This is a genomic window from Sphingorhabdus sp. (assembly GCF_044357595.1).
Taxonomy (GTDB): Bacteria; Pseudomonadota; Alphaproteobacteria; order Sphingomonadales; family Sphingomonadaceae; genus Sphingorhabdus_B.
The window spans coordinates 1-20,033 of record NZ_JBIKPH010000002.1 but is presented as its reverse complement, the minus strand read 5'-3'; the positions used below and the strand labels follow the sequence as shown (position 1 = coordinate 20,033).

Here is a 20,033-nt window from a genome sequence, read left to right as displayed (position 1 = left end):
TCATTTCCTTTGAGCTGTTGCGGCAGTCACTTGCCGTCCATCGGCAGCAAAAGCCGCCATTTCGATTTCATTACCTGATCCGCGCATCACAAGGTGCAAAGCCTCACCGCAAATTGCAGGCGAAAGGCCCCGGTAGGTAAAATGTGTAAGCGCATTATCGCCGAACTCCCGCCCCGCCAAATCCAGTAATAATGTCGCGGTCAACGGGCCGTGGACGACAAGACCGCGATAGCGCTCTTCGCCTTGCGCATAAGGCAAATCATAATGTATCCGGTGGCTGTTGAACGTTAGCGCGGAGAAGCGGAATAACAGCGGCTCGCTTGGTGTAAGCATGCGATGGCTGCTCCAACCATCTAAATCAATGTGCCCTTGCTCCGCTTTGGGCGGCGACAAAGCTGCGTCAGGCCCGGCGCCTTCACGATAAACGATGCTCTGCACCTCACGGATAGACAGGCCGGATACGCCAAATGTTTCATGCGCCACATCGACAAAGACCAATTGGCCAGATCCGCCTGATTTTTCGGTAATAGATTCGATGTGTGACGTGCGATTAACCGCTTCACCAACCCGCAATGGCACAAAAAACTCTACTTTGCTTGATGCCCACATTCGGCGCGGCAAGGGCACGGGTGGAAGAAAACTGTTCGGGCTATCATCACGCGCCGGGTGGCCGTCAGGACCAAGTTGCGCTGTCACAGCATCCGGGACACATAGACACCAGTGCAATCCCTGTGGCACATTGCCATCACTCGACGCATCACGATCAAGGGTAGCAAGCCAGCGCGACGCCAGACCATCATCGATCCGATCTGTCCGCACCTCCTCGCGCCCGATCCATGCATCCCATGCGCTCATGAACTCCGTCCTCCGATAAGGCCCTTGGCAATGACCTGCGCCTGAATTTCCGCGGCCCCTTCGAAAATGTTCAAGATCCGCGCATCGCATAAAACGCGGCTGATTTCATATTCGAGCGCATAGCCATTGCCGCCATGAATTTGGAGCGCAGCATCTGCATTGCTCCATGCCGCACGCGCAGCCAGTAGTTTCGCCATACCCGCCTCAATATCGCAGCGTTTGCCGGAATCCTTGGCACGGGCCGCGGCATAAGTCAGTTCGCGTGTCATAACGAAATCCGCCAAGCTCATGGCAAGCTTATCGGCCACGCGTGGGAACCCGATGATAGCTTTGCCGAATTGCTTGCGGTTGGTGGCATAATCCAAACCCAGCTCCAGCGCCCTTTTCGCAACACCAACCGCCCGCGCCGCGGTTTGAATGCGCGCGCCCTCGAAGGTGCGCATCAACTGCTTGAAACCCTGCCCTTCCTCACCACCCAAAAGAGCATCATCAGGTGCAATCATACCGTCAAATTGCAGCGCATATTCACGCATGCCGCGATAACCGAGTACTTCGATTTCACTACCCGACATGCAAGCAGCCGGAAAAAGGTCAGCCTCCGTTCCCCGTGGTTTTGGCACCAACAGCATAGACAGCCCCGCATAGCCCTTTTCATCTGGGGCGGTCCGCACAAGCATGGTCATGAGGTCAGAACGGCTTGCATGGGTAATCCAGGTCTTCGCCCCGCTTATAATCCAATTGCCATTATCGCGCCGCGCCCGCGTCTGAAGCGCGCCAAGGTCGGAGCCTGTGTCTGGTTCGGTAAATACCGCGGTTGGCAGTATCTTGCCGCTTGCAATCATGGGCAACCAATGCGTTTTTTGCGCTTCCGTGCCGCCCATTGAAATCAATTCGCCCGCGATTTCTGATCGCGTGCTAAGCGAACCTGCGCCAATCCAGCCGCGCGATAGCTCTTCTGTAACAACGCACATGACCAGCTTGGATAGTCCCAAACCGCCATATTCAGCGGGGATGCACACGCCGAAAGTGCCAAGCGCGGCCATGTCGGCGATGGTTGCATCTGGAATAAGGTCATTCGCGAGATGCCATTTATGGGCATGCGGCAATATCTCGCTTGTCGTAAACCGCCGATATTGGTCACGGATAGCGTCGACTTCGGCGTCATGCAGGCTTTCGCTTGGCATCTGGCCCTCTGCCAACGCCTGCGCCACCGCCTCGCGCGTATCGGCTTGATCGGTGTGCAACCACGAAGCGCAATTTTGTGCCAGTGACTGCGCCGCGTTGTTTATCCCAAGGTCGACGGGCCGAAATATCTCGTTCTGCCCCATTGGCAGGCCGCCCGTCAGTTGGCCCAAGGTTTCCGTAAAAATAATGGAGGCAATGTGACGGTCCAACTGTGTCCCGCCGCCATTGCTATCGAGCCAAAGGTGAACGGCATCCAACGCAGCAACGCTGGTTGCCACCCATGCAAAGCCATGCGCTGCGCGCTGGTCTGCTTCAATCGACCGCTCCGATAGGCGCGCGGCCAACGCGGCTTTCGCCGCATCGCGGTAGCCCTCGGCAGCGTCCAGTGCGGCAGTAAAGTTCATGCCCGCTCGAACACCGCCGCGATTCCCTGACCGCCGCCAATGCACATCGTTTCAAGCCCGAAACGGACGTCCCTGCGATGCATTTCACGGGTCAGGTTCGCCAATATACGACCACCCGTTGCACCAATGGGGTGACCAAGCGAAATACCGGAACCGTTGACGTTAAGCATGTCATGGCGGCTGTCATCATCCGACCAGCCCCAGCCCTTGAGACAGGCGAGCACTTGCGGCGCAAACGCCTCGTTCAATTCAACCAGACCGATGTCGTCCCAGGAAAGGCCATTGCGCGCAAAGAGACGCTCAGTCGCTGGAACGGGACCAAAGCCCATGCGTGATGGCTCGCAACCGGCTGCGGCCCAGCTATGAAAATAGGCTATGGGTTCCAGCCCAAGCTCTTCAAGCTTGTCTTCAGCGACAACCAGGCAGGCTGCGCCAGCGTCATTTTGTTGGCTGGCATTGCCCGCAGTAACAACGCCGCCCTCGAGCGGCCGTAACGCAGCCATTGTCTCAAGCGTCGCGTCCGCGCGATAGCCTTCGTCATGATCAAAGACGATGGGATCGCCTTTCCTTTGCGCGATGCGCACGGGAACCAATTCATCGTCAAACAGACCATTTGCCCATGCCGCAGCCGCGCGCTGATGCGATCGGGCCGCATATGCGTCACACGCTTCGCGGCTGATGTCATGGTCCTTGGCCAGATTTTCGGCTGTTTCGATCATACCGGTGATAACACCAAAGCGCTCAACCGGCTGGCTCATGACGCGTCCGCGGGTCAACCGGTCATGCAAGGTCAGATTGCCTGCCCGAACGCCTTTGCGAATATCGGTTGTGTAATGCTCGACGTTGGACATGCTTTCGCACCCGCCCACAACCACCACATCGCTAACGCCGGTTTGGACCATCATTGCAGCATTCACAATTGCTTGCAGGCCAGATCCACAACGACGGTCGACTTGATAGCCAGGCACCTCAATCGGAAGGCCCGCCGCAAGCCACGCCCAATGTCCAATGCAGGGCGCTTCTCCATTGCCATAGCCTTGGGCAAATACCACGTCGTCCACGCGGGTCGGATCAATCTTTGTCCGCTCGATCAGTGCCTTGAGGATGATACCGCCCAAGTCACCTGCGTTGAGTGAGGATAAAGCACCACCAAATTTACCGACGGGCGTGCGGATGGGAGCGACGATAGCGGCACGGCGAAGCTTATTCATGTGGCAATTCCTAATATTCCAGAGTCGATAAGACGGGCGATTTCCCCCGAGGACAGGCCGAGCGAAGTACTCAATATTTCCTCACTATGCTCCCCATTTCGCGGGGCGGCCTTCGCGTCACCACGCTGCATTTGGGGAATACTGCCAAATGCACCAGCGGCAGGATAATTGAAGCCAGATGGGTTTGCGCCAAAGTCGCTAAACATCGGGTTATTGCCGACCAAGCGTGGATCATGCGCGGCATCCAGCATGGTTCGATAGGCCGAATGAACAATTCCGGCCTCATCAAGCGTCGCAGCCATCACCGCGTGGTCGAGCGAACCAATCGCCCTTTCAAACAATGGATAGAGCGCATCACGATGCTCAAAGCGAAGCCCATCGTCTTTGGCAAAACTAACGCCGCGCTCGGCCTCTATTGCTTGCACTTGCGCCTTTAAATCAAGCGCACCGATTAGATTTGCCCATTGGCGATGGGTTACAACGACGATCATCGTGCGCACATTGTTTTTGGTGACAAAATCACGCCCGAACAAACCATAGACCGCGTTGCCGAGCCGAGGACGATTGGCATTATTGTGCAACACTTCTGCGACACCGCCCAGATTGGCAACGGTGCCTATGGCGACGTCCGACAGTGGAATGCGAACCTCACTGCCCTCGCCCGTCTGTTCGCGCCTACGAATAGCCGCCAGCATTGCAAATGCAGCATAGGCGCCGCTGATGACATCCCAAGCAGGCAACACATGATTGACGGGTTCAGGGCCAGCGCCAGTCATCATGGGATAGCCAACCGCATTATTCACCGTGTAATCAAGCGCAGGCGCCCCGTCGGCCCAGCCCATGACACGCACGGTTACAAGATCGGCACATCCTTCAGCCAATTTTGCATGCGAAAGAAAACCCTCTGCGGGGAAATTGGTGATGAACTGACCAGTGACGCGCACCAGTTCCTGCAACAACTCGCGCCCCTGCGGGCTGGATAGATCAAGCGCGACTGATTTTTTGGCGCGGTTTAGATTTTCCCAGTACAGCGAGTCATTCGCCTCAGTCACTGGCCAGCGATGGTAATCTGGGCCGCCACCAACCTGATCGACACGGATCACCTCTGCCCCAAATTGCGCGCAATACAGACCAGCTGTCGGCGATGCCACAAAGGACGACGCCTCGATAATCTTGAGACCATCCAGCAAATTATACATGCATTAGACCTTGGGAATTACGCACGTGTCATCAGCCCTGAGCCGCCCATTCGCGCAGCATATGCTTGGCAATCTGAAGCTGCAGGATCTGGGTTGTGCCTTCATAAATCCGGTAAATGCGTGCGTCGCGGTAGAAACGTTCCGCATCATATTCTGCAAGATAACCAGCGCCCCCGTAAATCTGGACCACGCGGTCAACCACACGGCCGCACATTTCGGTAGCAAACACCTTTGCAGCGGCGGCCTTCCGCAGGACATTTTCGCCTGCATCTGCGCGACGTGCAGCGTCATCGAGCATGCACTCGGCAGCATAGATTTCGATGTCGCTGTCGGCGAGCATTTGCTGGATCAGCTGGAAATTGGCAATCGGTTCGCCGAAAGCCTTACGTTCATTGGCATAGCGCAGCGCGCTATCGAGCGCACGGCGGGCATAACCCGTTGCTGCCGCCCCCACTGAAAGCCGCCCATTATCGAGGCTCTGCATGGCAAAAGCAAAGCCTTTACCTTCCTCGCCGCCCAAGATGGCATCAGCAGGCAATTTTACATCTTCCATGATGATATCGGCAATATGGCTTCCCGCCTGCCCCATTTTTTTGTCGGATTTACCAACGGTGATCCCAGCGGTGTCCATAGGAACGATAAAGGCTGATACATGCGCATTTTTGGGAAGCGCTTCTTTGCTGGTACGGGCCATGATAAGCGCGACCTTCGCGAAAGGCGCATTGGTAATATAGCGCTTTGTCCCGTTCAATACCCAGCCATTGCCGGACTTTACGGCAATGGTCTGCATAGCGGCGGAATCGGAACCGGATCCAGGCTCGGTAAGGCCAAAAGAGGCAACTTCACCCGCTGCCAATCGCGGCAACCATTCTGATTTCTGCGCGTCAGTGCCGCCATTTTTAAACGCCGAACAAATCATCCCAATGTTGATTGACGTGATCGAGCGATAGCATGGCATGGCATAGCTCATTTCGCGGATCGTGCGGATATATTGCTGAATATTCATTCCCGCTCCGCCATATTCTTCAGGCATCGTCAGGCCAAAAAGGCCCATATCCCGCATCTCGGCCATAATTGAATCCGGAATTATATCTGTTTGGAGGATTTCCTTTTCCGCAGGAATTAACCGTTCACGAACATAACGCTGAAGCTGCTCGATAAACTGTTCAAAAATATCATTATCCATAATGTTCCCTTTCCCTGCGATACAAAAAACGAATTTTTCTTTTCGCTATTCATGACTGGCTTTTATGCCGTAAATTCAAAATATCCATTCGACAGAACCGTGACATTGCGTTCAATACTTGTCGACTGAAATGCTGCTTTTCCATCACTCTCAATCCAGATGTCCGTCCGAATTGTTTCACCTGGTTCAACGGGTCGCGAAAAACGGACGTCCATCCGGCGCACACGCGATGGATCATTATCCACTAACGCCGAAAGCAACGCACGGCCAACAACCCCATATGTAGCAAGGCCATGCAAAATTGGGCGCTCAAAACCGCCATCCCGCGCAACATCTGGATCAATGTGCAGCGGGTTAAGGTCCCCGGAAAGGCGGTAAATCATAGCACTATTTTTGGCAGTTGGCATATCGACAGATAAATCGGGTCCCCTTTCACTTGGAACCTTGTGCGGTACTGGCGCACCATCTGGCGAACCACCAAATCCACCATCGCCACGCAAGAATATAGTCGCAATAACGTCGGCGTAATGTTTGCCGTCGCCGCCCACAATTTGACGCCCGACCATGGCGATAGCACCTTTTTCGGCACCTTTATCGATCAATTTCGTAATTCGTGTTTCACCGATGAAATGCCCTTTGGCCGGCAATGGCGCATGAATGATGATTGACTGTTCGCCATGCAGAACTTTTTTCCAGTCAACATTCCATTCAGGATTCTGCCAGATAAAGCCTGGATAACCGAGAACGACGGCCATCATGGGCAGTGCTTTCAGGCCATCTTCATATACAAAATCCAAGTCTTCACTGCCTACACCCAATGCATAGAGAATGCTGTCCCGCTCTTGCCAATTTTGTTCAACGCGAATTGGTGGGGAGCCAAGCAGCGTTTCCGGGTTCATTACCATGATACCAATTACTTAAATCGGATCATGGGCAAAAACATGTGCTGAAACCTCATCCGCCCGGGCAAAGCTTGGAGCGAAGGATGGGATAAGCTCCGCTGCGATTGTCTCCGGCGTCCATCCTTCAACTTTCGTCATCGAACGGATGGGACGTGGTTTTCCGAAAAGCACAATCTCATTCTTGCGAACCGAGAAAATCTGGTTTGTAACGTCTTTGGAGGCATCCGAAGCAAGATAGACCACCATTGGAGCAATCTTATCGGCGCTCATCGATTTGAACTTTTCGACACGCGCCTGTTGTTCGGGTGTTTCGGCAGGAATCGACGCTATCATCCGGCTCCAAGCAAATGGCGCGATACAGTTTGACCGCACCCCAGCGCGGGCCATGTCGAGTGCAATGGATTGGGAAAGACCGACAATGCCCAACTTTGCGGCAGAATAATTTGCCTGCCCGATATTACCCACCAAACCGCTTGTAGAGGTGAAATGGATAAAACTGCCCGACTGCTGCTCGCGAAAATAGGGCGTTGCAGCTTTTGACACGTTAAAGCTGCCGTTGAGATGCACATCGATCACGGCGCGCCAATCTTCATAACTCATCTTATGCCAAATGGTATCACGCAATATCCCTGCATTGTTCACCACGGCATCAATCCGCCCAAAGCGTTGAACAGCATCTTCTATGATTGATGTCGCACCAACAGGATCAGCGACACTCGCCATATTGGCATGCGCCTTTCCACCAGCGACAGTGATATCATTCACCGTTTCTTGGGCAGGCCCAGCGTCGCCGCCTTCTCCGCCCTCTCCGACACCAGGATCATTCACAACAACGGACGCTCCATGTGCGGCACATAGCAATGCTATTTCACGACCCACACCACGTCCGGCACCGGTGACCGCTACAACTTTACCTTCAAGCATTCCCATAAATTAACCCTTTAAAACTTCGACCAATGTCTTGCCGAGCAAGGAAGGCGATGGCGATACGCGGATGCCCGCTGCTTCCATGGCAGCAATCTTGCTTTCGGCGTCGCCTTTGCCACCCGACACGATTGCACCAGCATGGCCCATACGGCGGCCCGGAGGCGCCGTGCGTCCAGCGATGAAACCGGCCATTGGCTTTTTGCGGCCCTTTTTGGCTTCGTCGATCAGGAACTGCGCCGCTTCTTCTTCTGCGCTGCCGCCGATTTCACCGATCATGATGATCGACTTGGTGGCATCATCGGCGAGGAACAGCTCAAGGCAATCAATGAAGTTGGTGCCGTTGACTGGGTCGCCCCCAATGCCGACCGCAGTCGTCTGGCCAAGGCCTTCTGCTGTTGTTTGGAACACGGCTTCATAAGTGAGCGTACCTGAGCGCGAGACAACGCCGACTGAGCCCGCCGAGAAAATACTGCCGGGCATGATGCCGATCTTGCATTCGTTTGGTGTCAATACGCCCGGACAATTTGGACCGATTAGGCGGGATTTCGAGCCCGAAAGCGCACGCTTTACCTTCACCATGTCAAGCACCGGAATGCCTTCAGTGATACAAACGATCAGCGGGATTTCAGCATCGATGGCTTCAAGGATCGAGTCGGCTGCAAAGGGGGGCGGTACATATACAACCGAGGCGTCTGCGCCTGTCACTTGCTTGGCCTCAAGCACAGTGTCGAACATCGGCAAGCCGATATGCGTCGTTCCGCCCTTGCCGGGTGTAACACCACCCACCATTTGTGAGCCATAAGCCAGCGCCTGTTCGGTATGAAAAGTCCCAGTTGCGCCGGTCATGCCCTGCGTGATGATCTTAGTATGTTTATTGACGAGGATGCTCACAAACGTCTCCTGAAATCTTGAGGTGCGCTTAGGTAAGCGACGGGTCGATGGCCTTGCACGCGACCAGCAATTCTTTAACGGCATCCACGCTGACGGCGAGGTTGGATTTGGCTTCATCATCAAGTGCAATCTCGACAATTTTCTCAACGCCGCCAGCACCGATCATCACGGGCACGCCGACATAGAGATTATCGACGCCATATTGGCCGGTGAGGTGGGCCGCTGCGGGAAGAACGCGCTTTTGATCGTAAAGATAGGCTTCGGCCATTGCGATGCCGCTCGTGGCTGGCGCGTAATAAGCCGAACCAGTCTTGAGCAATGCGACGATTTCGCCACCACCGCTGCGGGTGCGCTGAACGATCCCGTCGATGCGATCCTGCGTCGACATGCCCATCGCGATAAGGTCTGGTACCGGAATGCCTGAAACGGTCGAATATTGAATGACTGGAACCATCGTGTCGCCATGACCGCCCAGCACAAAGCTGGTGACGTCTTTGACCGAAACTTGGAATTCATCGGCCAAGAAATGGCTGAAGCGTGCCGAGTCCAGCACGCCGGCCATGCCGACGACCATATGATGTGGGAGGCCGGAGAATTCACGCAACGCCCATACCATCGCATCGAGCGGGTTAGTGATGCAGATGACAAATGCATTTGGTGCGTTGGCCGCGATGCCTTCGCCGACGGCCTTCATGACCTTTAAATTTATACCGAGCAAATCATCGCGGCTCATGCCGGGCTTGCGCGCGACGCCAGCGGTTACGATGATGACATCCGCGCCTGCGATGTCGGCATAATCATTGGTGCCGGTAATCTTTGAATCAAAACCCTCAACCGGGCCGCATTGCGACAGGTCAAGCGCCTTACCTTGGGGGATGCCTTCGACAACGTCGAAAAGGACGATGTCGCCAAGGCCCTTTAATGCTGCGAGATGGGCGAGGGTGCCGCCGATATTACCGGCGCCGATGAGTGCAATTTTCTTGCGAGCCATGAAAAAACTGTCCTTCCCTAGGGGCTTTGAGCGGAATTACGGCGGCGTTACGCCGATTCCCGCTCAATAACAACCCAATAAAGGCACGAAGCAACGCTTTTTTTGATAACAGTTCGCAATAGCGATAGAGGGTGGAAGTTTGGCCGTCAGGTGCCAGCTACCCGCCGCAGCATCTCCATCCAGATGGGCACTTGACCGTGAAATCCTTCGGCCCAGACGCGTTCATCTAGACCATGTGCACCTTCCCGCTGGCCGACTATGCCCCATAGGCCGCCGAAGCCATAAACGGGAATACCGGCGGCGCGTAAGAATGCACCATCGGTTGCGCCAGCGGACTGAAACGGCAGAACGGGCGCATTGGGGAAGCGTGTGGCAACCGCAGCCCGATAGGCCTGCGTTATGTCGTCGCGCATGGGCGACGGTGCGGTTTCGGGGGTTTGCGATCCTTCCACCGCAGTAACAGTGACATCTGGTCCCGACAGCGCCTGCAATTGCTGCCGGACCTCTTCAATCTTCACACTGGGAAAAATGCGGCAGTTTACATTGGCTTCGGCCTTTTGCGGTAGGGCATTTGGTGCATGCCCGCCCGATAGCATCGTTGCAACGCATCGGGTGCGCGTACTGCCGGGGTCCATAGCTTCCAAGAGGTCTGCGGTTTCGCGGTCCTGAGGGTCGGCAAGAAATCGACGGACTAGTTCACCATATTGGCCGCTGTCACCCTTTGCTAGTATCTCATAACTGGCACGCGTGGCGTCGTTGATCATGGCGGGGAAACGGTGCCGTTCAATCGCCGTCAAGGCGCTGGCGAGCGCGTAGATAGCATTATCAGGACGCGGCGTGCTGCTGTGTCCGCCGCGATTGACCGCCGTAAGCCGGAAATCGGCATAGGTTTTTTCCGCAATCTGAATGCCAAAACCTTCAACGCGCCCATCGGGAAACACCGACCCACCACCTGCATCACCGTTCAACGCATATTCGGCGTCAATTAGGCCGCGCCATTCACTCGCCGCCCGCCGGGCGCCATTGCCAATGGTTTCTTCGTCCCCGGTAAACAAAACGATGATATCCCGCGTTGGCGCAAATTTTTCGGCGTGCAAATACTGCAGGGCGAGGACAATACCCGTCAACGCGGCCTTATTATCATTCGAACCACGACCCAGATAATAGCCGCCTTCTTCGCGGAACTGGAACGGCGGATATTTCCAATCGCTTGCCTTGGCCGCAACGACATCCATATGTGCCATCAGCAATATAGGCTTTTTGCCCGACGGCTTGGCTGCGGGCCAGCGCGCGATCAATGTCTGGGTATTATCATGATCTTTGACGATGACATTTGTGATACCACCTTTGCGGAATTCTGACGTCAATAGGCTGGTCAGCTTTTTGAATTCCGCAGGCTGCCCCTCTACCGTCGGAATTTCGACAATCTTTGCAAACAGGTCACGCTCGGCTGTTTGCTGCGCACTTGTCGCTTGCGCGTTAGCAGCAGTGGTCAGCGCCAATAAGCCAGCCAATAATAACGTCTTCCGTCCCATCACATCTCTCCCTTGTGCGCCATGCTAACGCGGGCCATGCCCTTCCGCCAGATAATCCTCCGACTGCATTTCCATCAGGCGGGATACGGTGCGATCAAACTCAAACCGCCCATCGCCTTGCGGATACAAATGATCTGGCTCCGCATCAGCGCTTGCAAGCAGCTTTACGCGATACTCGTATAGCGCATCGATTAACGTCACAAACCGCGCCGCTTCATTACGATTATGCGGACCCAAAACGGGGATTCCAACTATGAGAACTGTGTGAAAACGCCGAGCAATGGCGAGGTAATCCGCAGCCCCGCGTGCTTCGACGCACAGCCGCTTGAATGAGAACACCGCAACGCCTTTCAGCGCTTTGGGCACATGCAGCATGCGCCCGCCACCCAAGTCCATTTCCAACGCTGGCACATGCGCGCGGTCCTCGGGCGGATAATCCGTCATACGGAAAAATGTCTCAGAAAGCGCGGCCGTTGCCCCCGGGCCATTGGATACAAGCCAGATTTTAGCGCTCCCCAAACGGTCCCGCCTATAATCCGTCGGCCCATCAAGCGTGACGATATCGAGCCTGTCCTTGATTAAAGCGATGAAGGGCAGAAACAATTGTCGGTTGAGGCCATCTTTGTACAGGTCATCGGGATGACGGTTTGATGTTGTGACAACGGTAACACCCGCGGCGATGAGGCCAGCAAAAAGTCGCGACATGATTGCCGCGTCTGCCATATTATTCACCACCATTTCGTCAAAGCACAACACATGCGCTTCGTCCGCCAATGCGGCGACGATTGGCGGGATTGGGTCACCCTCTTCCTTCACACGCTCGGCCTTAAGCCTAGCATGGATCTCAAGCATAAACTCATGGAAATGCGCACGCCGTTTGCGCTTGATCTGAACGCTGTCGAAAAACAGGTCCATCAGCATGGATTTACCGCGCCCAACGCCGCCCCAAAGATATAGTCCGCGTGCAGGGTCGGGTTTACGTCCCAAGAAACGCCAAAAATTGCCGCCGCGCGGTGGAGCTGCCTCAAGCTCGCCTTGCACTTTGGCCAGTGCGGCTACCGCGGTTGCCTGGTCGGTGTCAGGCCTTAGCTCGCTTGCTGCTACCAGTGCGTCATATCGGCCAGTGACGCTAAGCATTAGTGGCTTCATTTTTTCGTCGGTTTGCGGATGGTGCCGGAAAATGCGGCAATCCGGTCTTCTTTTTGTGTTACGACGCCGCGGAGAAAAAGCAGCCTGCCTGTTTCTTTCAGAAGCTCAACCTCTGCTTCAAGCGGTGTTCCAATGACGCCCGCTCCCATGAACTGCACCGACAGGTCCAAGGTTACAGCGGTACCAGACTCGATCAGTCCAAACATCCGCGAAGCTGCAAACATTGCCACATCGATGAAGCCAAGCGTGACGCCGCCGTGCACAGAGTTTTGAAGGTTAGTGTGCCGATGCTCCGGAAACATCTGTAACCGGACATCATTGTCACCTACCCGCCGCACCAGCATTTTGCCAAGCACTGTACCGTTGTAGCGGCTGGCATCTGTCATCTGCCATTTCAGCCACCCAGGATTATCTGGGTCAGGGCTGCTGTCAAAGGCGGGTTTATCCAACGGCAATCCTAAACGATCAAAGGCCTTTGATGTAATCTACGCGCCTAAAGGTGACGTTCGGCTACCATCTTCTTCGTTTCCGCAATGGCCTTGGCTGGGTTCAATCCTTTGGGGCACGCGTTCGCGCAGTTCATGATCGTGTGGCAGCGATACAGACGGAATGGATCTTCCAGTTCATCCAAGCGCTCGCCGGCCATCTCGTCACGGCTGTCCGCTAACCAGCGATAGGCTTGAAGCAAAATAGCAGGACCCAAAAACTTATCGCTGTTCCACCAATAAGATGGGCAACTGGTCGAGCAGCAAGCGCACAATATGCACTCGTACAAGCCGTCGAGTTTAGCGCGATCCTCTGGCGACTGAAGCCGCTCCTTGCCAGATGGTTCAGGCGTTACAGTTTGGAGCCACGGCTTGATAGAGGCATATTGCGCATAGAAATGTGTGAAGTCGGGGACGAGGTCCTTGATGACTTCCATATGCGGCAAGGGGGTAAGCGTGACTTCGCTTTTACAATCTTCAATGGCGGTGGTGCAGGCAAGGCCATTCTTGCCGTCAATATTCATCGAGCAAGAGCCACAGATACCTTCGCGGCATGAGCGACGGAAGGTGAGCGACGCATCCTGTTCGCCCTTCATCTTGATCAGCGCGTCGAGCACCATTGGTCCGCAATTTTCGGTATCGACTTCAAACGTATCGTAACGCGGGTTCTGCCCGCTATCAGGATCGTAGCGATAGACCTTGAATGTCTTGGTCTTGCCACCGGTTTTGGCAGCATGCGCATTGCCCTTTTGGACTTTGCTGTTCTTTGGGAGGAAGAAATCGGCCATATCAATATCCTGTGGACTCTAAAGTCATGCAATTTCGTATCAGAATGTTACTCTAACCAAGCAGTTAAGCAATCACAAGCCCTCAACTGCGTCTGCTTTAGCGGCCTTTTCTGCAAGTCGGACACGCAGCTTGTCGATTTTGCGTCCATCCATGTCGACAACCTCGAAATGCCAGCCTTGATCAGTGAACGCCTCGCCTTCTTCAGGCAGGTGCCGCAATATGTGCAGGACATGGCCCGCAGCGGTAGCATAATCGCGATCATCGGGCAGGTCGATTGACAATGCTTCTGCCATGGCATCGGCCGACATCGCGCCAGACACAAGCATCGAACCGTCGTCTAAAGTGATGATGTTAGGCGCACTGCCTTGTGCCTGATCCGAAGCAAATTCACCTGCAATTGCCGCCAAAAGATCGTTCGGCGTAACAATGCCCTCGAAATGGCCATACTCGTCATGCACCAACAGCATCGGGACATCGGACGAACGCAATATCTCTAGCGCGTCCATAGCATCCAGCTGATCGGGAATGATCTCGGCGCGGCGCATCAACTTGCGAATGTCGAGCACCTCACCGCGGATCTGCGCCGCAACGATGTCGCGTGATTGCACGACACCAATGATATCGTCGCCATCGCCGCCAGTTACAGGCAAGCGGGTATGGAGCGAATTCAAAAGCGAATCGCGCACGGTGTCTTCGGACGCGTCGGCAGAAATACGGTCGACATCGGTACGTGGTGTCATGACTTCCCGTACTGGCCGGTCGGCAAGCCGGACCACGCCCGCAATGACCTTATGTTCATGTTCTTCAATGATGCCGGCATGGGTGGCTTCGGCAAAGACCATCCGCAATTCTTCGGCACTCAATGCGTCGCGGCTATCCCGACGCAGCCCAAGCGCGCGAAAAATGGTCGCGCTTGATTTGTCGAGTGTCCACACGATTGGCGCAGTAATGCTGGCCAGCAGCTCCATAGGGCCCGCCATGAAAACGGCGATTCTTTCGGGTGCAATCAGCGCAAATTGCTTTGGCACCAGCTCTCCGACGACCAATGACGCATAGGTCGTGATGCTGATAACGATGCCAAAGCCGAGCGTTTCGGACCATTCAGGGCCGATGCCCAATAAGGCGATGCGATCAGCAACCGGGCCGCCCAATGTCGATCCCGAATATGCACCTGCAATAATACCAATGAGCGTGATGCCTATTTGCACTGTGGACAAGAATTTACCGGGGTCGCGCCCAAGCCTAAGTGCGGCCGCCGCCCCGCGTTTGCCGTCTTCGGCCATTGCTTTAAGCTTCGCTGTGCGCGCGGACACAATAGCAAGCTCCGACATCGCAAACACGCCATTCAAGGCGATAAGCGCTAGGATGATGGCGGCATCAAGCCACGGGAAAGGAAGAAGAGGCTCCATAAGGACGCGAGAGCCATAGAACCAAAAAGGGGCATTTGGCAACAAAATGCGTAGCACCGCGTTATGGGGAAAGGATGCAACCGATTGAAATCATAATCACAGGTTCATCGCAGGTGTCGTTTAAACGATGCCCATGTTGAAAGGGAAGATAATGAAAAAGAACCAAATGATTACGCTAGCACTTGTTGCAGCAATGCTTCCATTGTCGGCCTGCGTCACTGATCCTACGACCGGAAAGCGCACGATTTCTAAAGCGGCAATTGGTGGTATAGGCGGAGCACTGGGCGGATATCTTCTTGGCGACTTAATCGGCGGCAAGCGCGATCGTACAGAAAAGATCGTCGGAGCTGGTATTGGTGCCTTGGCGGGTGCGGGCGCCGGATATTATATGGATGAGCAGGAAAAGAAACTGCGGCAGCAAACGGCCGGCACAGGTGTTAACATCACTCGTGAAGGCGATAATCTTGTGCTCGATATGCCATCGGAAGTGACCTTCGGCGTCGACAGCACGAATATTGACGCTGGTTTCCGCAACACGCTTGACCAAGTCGCATCGACGCTGACTCAATATGAAAAAACCTATGTCGATGTGATGGGCCACACCGATTCCACAGGGTCAGATGCCTATAACCAGACATTGTCGGAACGCCGGGCCTCGGCAGTTGCCGATTATCTGTCGATACGCGGCGTTCAGTCAGCGCGCCTTGCAACGCGTGGTTATGGCGAAAGCCAGCCAAAGGCGAGCAATCTTGACCCCGCCGGTCGTTCGGCGAACCGCCGCGTGGAAATTCGCCTTGTGCCGGTCATGCAGGGGTAATCAGGCTTTAGAGCGACACCCCTTGAAGCAATTTGGGCAGCGCACCGCTTTCCCCCCGCGCCTCGGCCATGAAAAAGGCCTTCGCCGGCGCGGCGCGCTGCACCATTGCCATTCCAAAACGTCGCACCGCCGATGCCGTTTTTCCGGGAATCGAGAACAACCGGTTCAGCCCGTCTGTCGAAACCGCGATCAGCAATGTATCGATACTGCGCCACCGGCCATAGCGATCAAGTAACTGCGCATCGCCGAGACCAAGGCCCAAACGCATGCCGTCGACCAAGACCTCAGTTAGCGCCGCTACGTCCCGAAGACCCAGATTGAGCCCCTGACCTGCAATCGGGTGAATGCCGTGTGCACTGTCGCCAATCAGCACCATCCGTTCTGCGGTAATCGACGCAGCATGGTGAAAACCCAATTTGTAGGACGACAACGGCGCGGACAATTCGACTTTGCCTAACAATCCGCCCATGCCCTTCTCAAGCTCGGCCGTGTACCCACGCGGGGATAGCTTCAAATAGCCTGCAGCGTCCTCGGATTTGACTGACCAGACAAGCGCTGAACGATGGCGCCCATCCTCTGCATCCAGCATGGGCAGCACTGCAAACGGTCCCGTGGGGTAAAAGATTTCATATGCGATATTGTTATGCGGCAACTCGTGATAAATCGCGCCGACAATCGCATGATGCGCATATTGCCAGTGCGCGATGTGAATTCCGGCCTCTTCACGCGTTTCGCTCCTTCGGCCTTCGGCAACGATCATCAGGTCTGCCGTTAGCACCCGACCGCTTTCCAGGGTCACGGTTGCTGCGCCTGAATCGCGCGATTTGTTGATGATATTGGCGGGCATGTGCAACTGGATTGCGGCATGTTCCTGTGCGGCTCGGTACAATACGCCGCGCAAATAGCGACTTTCGAACATTTGGCCCAAAAATCCGTCATCCTCGGCTGGCGCGAAATCGAGCGATCCCGGTTTCAGGCTATCGCTGACCCAGATTTTCTCAATCGGGCAGCCTCTTCCCGCCAAGGCATCGCTAAGCCCGACTGCGTCGAATAATTTGTAGCTTGAGCTCGATATTGCAAAAGTGCGTCCATCATAAGCAGCGTCAAGCATGTTCGCTTGATCCGCGCGGTCAATGACATGGCTGGTGATGCCCTGCGCAGCGAGTGCCAGAGCCTGCGTAAGGCCAATAAGGCCACCGCCGATGATGATTACGTCTGCCTTGTTTTCCATGTCCCGCTTATGCCGTAAGGACGCGCCGGATTCAAAGGGGGATTTTGACTGTAGCTTTCGTGCATGCGTTCCCCTTTTGCCCTGTAATACTTGACGGGGAGTCCGACGAAGGCGAAAAGGGGGTATTCGGTCCTTTGCGACCTCCTACATACTGGCAATACCGACATGGCCTCGCGCGTTTCTAAATTTACCTCGAAATCGAATATGGCCAATTGGCGTCAGATGTTGCGCGCGTCATTGACCCGCAGCGGCGCGTTGCTCGGCGCCGCAGCTTTGGGGCTGTTTGCGCTATTTTATGGGTTGGCGGTGCTCAGTTATTCGGCCGCAGACGCCGCGTTTAACAGCGCAGCAGCGGACGTGCAGCATAACTGGATGGGTCAGGGCGGCGCGTATGTGTCCGATGCAATGTTGTTTGTCTTTGGTGTGCCAGCGATTTTTCTTTTTCCGCTGCTGTTGGTGTTTGCCCGACGTCTGTGGCGCGATGTGCCACAGCCTCAGTGGAGGCGCCAATTGGTCTTGTGCCTTATCGGAATGCTGCTGATCGGGTTTGGCATGGCCTATTGGCAACACAACAGCGACATCGGACTGCCCGCCGGATGGGGTGGAACAATTGCGCTCTTGTTAGACAATGGGACCAGTGCGCTTGTTGGCCAAATCAAGGGCGTATTCGGTACCTTATTGCGCGTTCTCATCATTCTCGGCACGTTGGCGGGCGGTGCTACGCTAGTTATTCGCTCGCTTCAGCTTGAACGACCGCTGTTGCGCATTCCAACGCTTGCCATGCCGAAATTCGGCAGCGTTATGGGGGACGCCCACGCCTTGATGGGCGATGATTTGGCTCCGCCACAGATTGTCGAGCCTAAACCACCGCGCAAGTCGGTGGAGCCCGATCAACGCAAGCCGCCGGTTATTGAAGATCGCACGCTTGCACCGAAAAAAGCGGCATTTGCGACGGGCGCACGACAAGGCGACTTTTTTGGCAGCTTTGTTTTGCCATCGCTTGAGTTGCTCGATCCGCCACCGGCCATCTCCGTGCCTAAACTTGACAAAGCGGCGCTTGAAGCAAATGCGCGGCTGCTTGAATCGGTTCTCGATGATTTCCACGTCAAAGGGCAGATTGTTGCGGTGCGGCCAGGCCCAGTGGTCACAATGTACGAACTTGAACCCGCGGCTGGTATTAAATCAAGCCGTGTCATTCAATTGGCCGAAGATATTGCGCGCAACATGTCAGCCTTATCGGCGCGTGTTTCGACAATTCCCGGACGGACGGTCATGGGTATTGAGCTTCCCAATGCGCACCGTGAGGCTGTGGTTTTTCAGGAAATGGTGGGGTCAGATGCTTTTGCTGAGCAGAAGGGTGCATTGCCAATAATCTTGGGCAAGAACATTTCGGGTGACCCTGTCATTGCCGATCTTGCCCCAATGCCCCACCTTTTGGTCGCGGGAACCACTGGGTCAGGTAAATCTGTCGGCTTAAACTGTATGATTTTGTCGTTGCTGTACCGCCTAACACCGGACCAGTGCCGGATGATCATGATCGATCCCAAGATGCTTGAGCTGAGCAGCTATGACGATATTCCACATCTGCTGTCGCCCGTTGTAACGGAGCCTGCAAAAGCCATTCGCGCACTGAAATGGGCGGTGGAGCAGATGGAGGAGCGTTATCGGATGATGTCCTCGCTTGGCGTGCGCAACCTTGCGAACTTTAATGAAAAGGTTCGCAACGCAGCGGCAAAAGGCGCGCCATTGGGACGCAAGGTGCAGATCGGTTACGACCCGATGACTGGCCAGCCACAATATGAGGAAGAGAGCCTCGCTTACGAGCCTATGCCGCAGATTGTGGTTATCGTCGATGAGCTTGCGGACCTCATGATGACTGCAGGCAAGGAGGTTGAATTCCTTATTCAACGCCTAGCACAAAAGGCGCGCGCGGCGGGTATCCACCTGATTATGGCAACGCAGCGACCTTCGGTAGATGTCATCACGGGCGTCATTAAGGCAAACTTGCCCACGCGTATCTCGTTCCATGTCACATCGAAAATCGACAGCCGGACGATTTTAGGGGAGCAAGGGGCAGAGCAACTGCTGGGTAAGGGCGACATGCTATATATGGCGAGTGGCCGAGGGCTGACGCGCATTCACGGCCCATTTGTGTCCGATGATGAAGTGCGGCGCGTGGCGGACCATTGGCGTGGCCAAGGTCAGCCTGATTATATCCAGGCCGTGACGGAAGAACCTGAAGAGGGCGGCTTTGATTTTGGCGGTATGGGCGGTGACGATAGCGAAGAAGATTCACAATATCGCAAGGCGTGCCAAATTGTGTTCGAAAGCCAGAAGGCATCCACAAGCTGGATACAGCGCCAATTGCGCATTGGCTATAACAGCGCAGCGCGGCTGATTGACCGGATGGAGGAGGATGGTTTCATCGGCGCTCCGAACCATATCGGCCGCCGTGAAGTGCTGCGTGACCGGAACGGCGACCCAATGTAGGCGTTAAGACGGGGTTCAAGGCAAGGGCGATAATGGTCGCCGCACCCTGTCCAAGGAAATAAAGATGACATATCTGAAATATGCCCTGTTTTTCGCGCCGATGGCGCTGGTTGCGACCGTGCCAACAACTGCACAATCCTCGTCTGCGCGTTTGGCACGCGTCGTGGCGCACATGAAAGCGGTTGGCACGATGTCGGCTGACTTCACCCAGGCGGATCGAAACGGAAGGGTATTAACGGGTAAGCTACTACTAAAACGCCCGGGCCAAGTGCGTTTTGAATATCAAAAGGACGTGCCGTTGCTAATCGTGGCCGATGGCCGCGCGCTAACCATGGTGGATTACGAGGTAAAACAAGTGCAGCGTTGGCCAATCCGCA

Annotated in this window: 18 protein-coding genes; 3 read left to right on the top strand and 15 right to left on the bottom strand. The window is 55.1% G+C overall.

The genetic code is table 11. From position 1 onward, the window contains the following. The 14 genes from ACIQ2T_RS00570 to ACIQ2T_RS00505 all read right to left on the bottom strand — a co-directional run bounded on the left by ACIQ2T_RS00570 (window position 1) and on the right by ACIQ2T_RS00505 (window position 15,118). Entirely contained in the window at window positions 1–855 is an 855-nt protein-coding gene (locus tag ACIQ2T_RS00570) for a MaoC family dehydratase N-terminal domain-containing protein (RefSeq protein WP_397589099.1), read from the bottom strand. Then, window positions 852–2,444, bottom strand: a complete 1,593-nt coding sequence (locus ACIQ2T_RS00565; RefSeq protein WP_397589098.1) for an acyl-CoA dehydrogenase family protein — start codon at window positions 2,442–2,444, stop codon at window positions 852–854. The genes ACIQ2T_RS00570 and ACIQ2T_RS00565 overlap by 4 nt, the downstream gene beginning before the upstream one ends. After that, window positions 2,441–3,655, bottom strand: a complete 1,215-nt coding sequence (locus ACIQ2T_RS00560; protein WP_397589097.1) for an acetyl-CoA C-acetyltransferase — start codon at window positions 3,653–3,655, stop codon at window positions 2,441–2,443. Before ACIQ2T_RS00560 ends, ACIQ2T_RS00565 begins: the two co-directional genes overlap by 4 nt. Continuing rightward, the gene (locus tag ACIQ2T_RS00555) at window positions 3,652–4,854 is read right to left on the bottom strand and encodes a CoA transferase (protein WP_397589096.1); all 1,203 of its coding nucleotides are present in this window, start codon (window positions 4,852–4,854) and stop codon (window positions 3,652–3,654) included. Before ACIQ2T_RS00555 ends, ACIQ2T_RS00560 begins: the two co-directional genes overlap by 4 nt. Window positions 4,855–4,885: 31 nt before the next feature. Further along, window positions 4,886–6,040, bottom strand: coding sequence for an acyl-CoA dehydrogenase family protein (locus tag ACIQ2T_RS00550; protein ID WP_397589095.1), 1,155 nt, complete (start codon window positions 6,038–6,040; stop codon window positions 4,886–4,888). 62 nt (window positions 6,041–6,102) lie between these two features. Next, entirely contained in the window at window positions 6,103–6,939 is an 837-nt protein-coding gene (locus tag ACIQ2T_RS00545; protein WP_397589094.1) for a MaoC/PaaZ C-terminal domain-containing protein, read from the bottom strand. A gap of 18 nt (window positions 6,940–6,957) precedes the next feature. Continuing rightward, the gene (locus tag ACIQ2T_RS00540) at window positions 6,958–7,866 is read right to left on the bottom strand and encodes an SDR family NAD(P)-dependent oxidoreductase (RefSeq protein WP_397589168.1); all 909 of its coding nucleotides are present in this window, start codon (window positions 7,864–7,866) and stop codon (window positions 6,958–6,960) included. A gap of 9 nt (window positions 7,867–7,875) precedes the next feature. Beyond that, a complete protein-coding gene (gene sucD, locus ACIQ2T_RS00535; protein WP_353209556.1) occupies window positions 7,876–8,760 on the bottom strand; it encodes a succinate--CoA ligase subunit alpha in 885 nt (294 codons plus the stop codon). Window positions 8,761–8,788: 28 nt separating this feature from the next. Then, window positions 8,789–9,751 carry a malate dehydrogenase gene (mdh, locus tag ACIQ2T_RS00530; RefSeq protein WP_397589093.1) on the bottom strand — a complete coding sequence of 321 codons (963 nt, stop codon included), beginning with the start codon at window positions 9,749–9,751 and terminating at the stop codon, window positions 8,789–8,791. 146 nt (window positions 9,752–9,897) lie between these two features. Further along, on the bottom strand, window positions 9,898–11,286 hold the full coding sequence (locus ACIQ2T_RS00525; protein ID WP_397589092.1) for a M20/M25/M40 family metallo-hydrolase: 1,389 nt from the start codon (window positions 11,284–11,286) through the stop codon (window positions 9,898–9,900). Between the two features lie 24 nt (window positions 11,287–11,310). Continuing rightward, complete coding sequence (gene zapE, locus ACIQ2T_RS00520; RefSeq protein ID WP_397589167.1) at window positions 11,311–12,423, bottom strand: cell division protein ZapE; 1,113 nt, start codon at window positions 12,421–12,423, stop codon at window positions 11,311–11,313. A gap of 8 nt (window positions 12,424–12,431) precedes the next feature. Then, window positions 12,432–12,884, bottom strand: coding sequence for a PaaI family thioesterase (locus ACIQ2T_RS00515; RefSeq protein WP_397589091.1), 453 nt, complete (start codon window positions 12,882–12,884; stop codon window positions 12,432–12,434). Window positions 12,885–12,928: 44 nt separating this feature from the next. Continuing rightward, on the bottom strand, window positions 12,929–13,708 hold the full coding sequence (locus ACIQ2T_RS00510) for a succinate dehydrogenase iron-sulfur subunit (protein WP_315470978.1): 780 nt from the start codon (window positions 13,706–13,708) through the stop codon (window positions 12,929–12,931). A 72-nt stretch (window positions 13,709–13,780) separates the two neighbouring features. Further along, window positions 13,781–15,118 (bottom strand): hemolysin family protein, encoded by a 1,338-nt coding sequence (locus ACIQ2T_RS00505; protein WP_397589090.1) that lies wholly within the window; start codon window positions 15,116–15,118, stop codon window positions 13,781–13,783. A gap of 151 nt (window positions 15,119–15,269) precedes the next feature. On the opposite strand from ACIQ2T_RS00505, the gene ACIQ2T_RS00500 reads away from it, so the two are divergent. Next, window positions 15,270–15,935, top strand: coding sequence for an OmpA family protein (locus tag ACIQ2T_RS00500; protein WP_397589089.1), 666 nt, complete (start codon window positions 15,270–15,272; stop codon window positions 15,933–15,935). A gap of 7 nt (window positions 15,936–15,942) precedes the next feature. Here ACIQ2T_RS00500 and ACIQ2T_RS00495 read toward each other — a convergent pair whose 3' ends face one another. Further along, on the bottom strand, window positions 15,943–17,166 hold the full coding sequence (locus ACIQ2T_RS00495) for an FAD-dependent monooxygenase (protein WP_397589088.1): 1,224 nt from the start codon (window positions 17,164–17,166) through the stop codon (window positions 15,943–15,945). Between the two features lie 204 nt (window positions 17,167–17,370). On the opposite strand from ACIQ2T_RS00495, the gene ACIQ2T_RS00490 reads away from it, so the two are divergent. Together ACIQ2T_RS00490 and ACIQ2T_RS00485 are read left to right on the top strand one after the other, a co-directional pair. After that, the gene (locus ACIQ2T_RS00490; protein WP_397589087.1) at window positions 17,371–19,656 is read left to right on the top strand and encodes a DNA translocase FtsK 4TM domain-containing protein; all 2,286 of its coding nucleotides are present in this window, start codon (window positions 17,371–17,373) and stop codon (window positions 19,654–19,656) included. Between the two features lie 64 nt (window positions 19,657–19,720). Further along, a partial coding sequence (locus tag ACIQ2T_RS00485; RefSeq protein WP_397589086.1) for an outer membrane lipoprotein carrier protein LolA occupies window positions 19,721–20,033 on the top strand: 313 nt, incomplete at its 3' end.

Coding starts and splice junctions, on each gene's coding strand:
- ACIQ2T_RS00570 (WP_397589099.1), bottom strand. CDS start 855: ATGAGCGCATGGGATGCATGGATCGGGCGCGAGGAGGTGCGGACAGAT.
- ACIQ2T_RS00565 (WP_397589098.1), bottom strand. CDS start 2,444: ATGAACTTTACTGCCGCACTGGACGCTGCCGAGGGCTACCGCGATGCG.
- ACIQ2T_RS00560 (WP_397589097.1), bottom strand. CDS start 3,655: ATGAATAAGCTTCGCCGTGCCGCTATCGTCGCTCCCATCCGCACGCCC.
- ACIQ2T_RS00555 (WP_397589096.1), bottom strand. CDS start 4,854: ATGTATAATTTGCTGGATGGTCTCAAGATTATCGAGGCGTCGTCCTTT.
- ACIQ2T_RS00550 (WP_397589095.1), bottom strand. CDS start 6,040: ATGGATAATGATATTTTTGAACAGTTTATCGAGCAGCTTCAGCGTTAT.
- ACIQ2T_RS00545 (WP_397589094.1), bottom strand. CDS start 6,939: ATGAACCCGGAAACGCTGCTTGGCTCCCCACCAATTCGCGTTGAACAA.
- ACIQ2T_RS00540 (WP_397589168.1), bottom strand. CDS start 7,866: ATGCTTGAAGGTAAAGTTGTAGCGGTCACCGGTGCCGGACGTGGTGTG.
- mdh (WP_397589093.1), bottom strand. CDS start 9,751: ATGGCTCGCAAGAAAATTGCACTCATCGGCGCCGGTAATATCGGCGGC.
- ACIQ2T_RS00525 (WP_397589092.1), bottom strand. CDS start 11,286: ATGGGACGGAAGACGTTATTATTGGCTGGCTTATTGGCGCTGACCACT.
- zapE (WP_397589167.1), bottom strand. CDS start 12,423: ATGCTTAGCGTCACTGGCCGATATGACGCACTGGTAGCAGCAAGCGAG.
- ACIQ2T_RS00510 (WP_315470978.1), bottom strand. CDS start 13,708: ATGGCCGATTTCTTCCTCCCAAAGAACAGCAAAGTCCAAAAGGGCAAT.
- ACIQ2T_RS00505 (WP_397589090.1), bottom strand. CDS start 15,118: ATGGAGCCTCTTCTTCCTTTCCCGTGGCTTGATGCCGCCATCATCCTA.
- ACIQ2T_RS00500 (WP_397589089.1), top strand. CDS start 15,270: ATGAAAAAGAACCAAATGATTACGCTAGCACTTGTTGCAGCAATGCTT.
- ACIQ2T_RS00495 (WP_397589088.1), bottom strand. CDS start 17,166: ATGGAAAACAAGGCAGACGTAATCATCATCGGCGGTGGCCTTATTGGC.
- ACIQ2T_RS00490 (WP_397589087.1), top strand. CDS start 17,371: ATGGCCAATTGGCGTCAGATGTTGCGCGCGTCATTGACCCGCAGCGGC.